The organism is Microbacterium sp., from assembly GCF_031988965.1.
Classification (GTDB): domain Bacteria; phylum Actinomycetota; class Actinomycetes; order Actinomycetales; family Microbacteriaceae; genus Microbacterium.
Map to the genome: position 1 here is coordinate 1 of NZ_DALZXX010000238.1, position 2651 is coordinate 2651.

The 2651-nt window shown below is 68.4% G+C and carries 2 protein-coding genes and 1 pseudogene; all 3 read right to left on the reverse strand.

The window, feature by feature from the left end:
* Nucleotides 1-1037: pseudogene (locus tag RTM68_RS18175) on the reverse strand (hypothetical protein); the annotation flags it as partial.
* Nucleotides 1027-2361 (reverse strand): S8 family serine peptidase, encoded by a 1335-nt coding sequence (locus RTM68_RS18180; protein ID WP_312173688.1) that lies wholly within the window; start codon nucleotides 2359-2361, stop codon nucleotides 1027-1029. The pseudogene RTM68_RS18175 and the gene RTM68_RS18180, both read right to left, overlap by 11 nt.
* A partial coding sequence (locus RTM68_RS18185) for a hypothetical protein (protein ID WP_312173690.1) occupies nucleotides 2361-2651 on the reverse strand: 291 nt, incomplete at its 5' end. The genes RTM68_RS18180 and RTM68_RS18185, both read right to left, overlap by 1 nt.

Here is a 2651-nt window from a genome sequence, read left to right on the forward strand (position 1 = left end):
ATAGCCGCGGCTCCGGCCCCGCCACCGACGACTCCGCCGATACCGCCACCGATGCCGCCGCCGATTCCGCCGACGCCACCACCGGGGAGAGTTCCGCCCGGAAAAGTGCTGCCGGGGGTGAGTGGATTGCCGCCCCCGGTGCCGCCCGGACTGCCCGGCAGGACGCCGCCGCCCGGGAAGTCGACCGTCGGGTCGCCACCGTCCGACCCACCGGGGCCTCCGGGCCAGTCGGGGTCGTACTGCCCGCCCGGACCGTCAGGGAGCGTCGGATAGGTCGGCGGGGTGAGGTCCGTCGGATACGTCGGATACGTCGGCATGGTCGGGTTCGTCGAGATCGGCGGCTGGTACTCGCCCACACCACCGGTCGGCGGCTGGTAGCCACCTCCCCCGGGCGTGTAGCCCGAGGGTCCGCCAGTGAACCCGGGTGTTCCGCCGATGTTCGGGGAGTCGACCTGGGTGCGCGGGAACGGGTCTTCGGCGCGCTTCGAAGGGTCCGACGAGACGTAGTCGTACCCGTTCAGCTGTTTCGTCGCGGTATCCAGCCTGTCGGTGGGCTCGACGAGCGAGCTCTCCACGTCGTTCACGATCTGCCGAGCACGGTCTTCTCGCTGGTTTCCGAGGAAGTCACCGATCGCATCGAGGGCGGTGTCAGCCGCGAGTGGCCCCAGCACGGGGTGCACGACGAACGACGCTCCCTTCGCGGCGTTCGCCCAGAACGGATCGATCGACGCCGAGGGCAGCTCGGCCGCCGCGACCTCGCGTCGTGCGGAGTTGCCATCCGCGATCGCGGTGTCCACCGCCTTCACGGTCTCGAGGATCCCGGAGACGTTCCTGCGGATCTCGTCGATGTCGGCCGTGGCACCGTCAGCCGAAGACCCCTTCCAGTGCTCTGACAGCCGCACCGCCGACAGAGCGCGTTCAAGAGAGGTGAAGGCGTTGATCACCGCCGACATCCTCGGGATCATCGCGTCATCGAGCGTGCGGATGCGCTGGAGCTCGGCCTCGAATCCGCCGCCGCCCATCTGCTTACCGGCCATGGTTCCCCCCTTGTTCGGTGGTCTTGCGTCGTGACGATCGTGTCAGCACGATCGCGAGGATGATGCCGCCGACGACCAGCAGCACCAGCAGGATTCCCCCGCCGATCAGCCAGGGGGCCAGCGGCGAGTCCTGTGCCTGCGGCGCGTCTGCGTCAGGCTGGGTCGTCGGAGCGACCGTCTGACCGCCGTCTCCCATCGCCGCTTTCGCTTCGTTGACCTCTCGGACCGACGGCTGGGCGTACGGGTCCTCGGTGTCGAAGAGCGGATTGACGTCCGGGTACTTCGTCGGATCGACCGAGAGCATCCCGGTGAGCGACGCGGCGCCGTAGCCGGTGCTGTCGTTCCACTCGGGCTCGTGTTCGCCCTTGGTCCCCGTGTTGTGGATGAGGCTCTGGATCAGCTGCGCCCCGGTCGCCTCGGGGTACTTCTGCTTCACGACAGCGAGGAACCCCGCCACGATCGGCGTCGCGAACGACGTTCCCGACCCGATCTCCTGTTCGTCCCACGAGGCGGGTGACCCCGGAAGCAGCAGATCGAGACCCGGCGCTGCCACGACGACGTCATCCGTGAGATTCGGCTTGCCGTTGCTCCCGTTCTGGATCTTGCCGTCTTCGCCGAAGGCCTGCACCGCGACCACGCCGTTCAGACCCGCCGGCCACAGCGTGACACGGTCTTCGTTCGACATACCGGCGACCACGACGACACCGGCGGCGTAGGCGTCAGCGAGTCCCTTGCTCACAACCGTGGTGCTTCCGGACGAGATCGAGATGATGTCCGCGCCGTCGGCCACCGCATCCGAGATCGCGCGATCGAGAGCGAATCGTCGATCATCGCCCATCGCCTCGCCGTTGGGCTGCAGACACTCGATCGACTCCCCGTCCGCATCGTCGATGACGCCCCCGGAGGAGTAGTAGAGCACCTCGGCACCGGGTGCCACACCCTTGACCGGCGCACCTCCCGCGGGAGCCTCGCCGGTTCCGGCGATCATCGACGCGACCCGCGTGCCGTGGGCAGCGGCGGCGAAGTCGGTGGACACGGTCGAATACGGCGCTCCCGACGCGTCGACGCAGTACGAGGGCTCGTCGATCGTGAGATTCGCGCCTCGGAGCCCCACGACATCGGGGTTGATCTGACTGTCGATCACCGCGATCTTGATTCCCGTGCCGTCGAACCCCGCGTCGTGCGCCTCTTGGATCTTTCCTCGATCGAACCACCACAGGCCCGATTCGGTCGACGCCGCTGTCGCACTCGACGGCACGACGAATCCGGCGACCAGCGCGAGTGCACCGACCGCCGCCATCAGGCGACGACGCGCTCGTCTCATCAGTAGTCGGCCTCGGCGGGCTCGTCCGCGTCGGAGGTCGTCGGCGCCGACGCGTCGACTCCGACCGAGGCACCGCCCTGCGCGCCGGTGGATGCTCCGGTCGGTGAGGTCACCTCGTCTTCACCCTGCGCGACAGCGGAGTCGAGAAGAGACACGATCAGCTTCGCCTCGTCGGCGAGGGACGCATCCTGCTCGGCGATCTGCTCGACGGCCGCCCGAATCGAGTCGTGCGTGTCCTGGAGCTTGATGAGCGTCCTGTCGGTGACATCACCCATCGCGCCCGCGGCGCG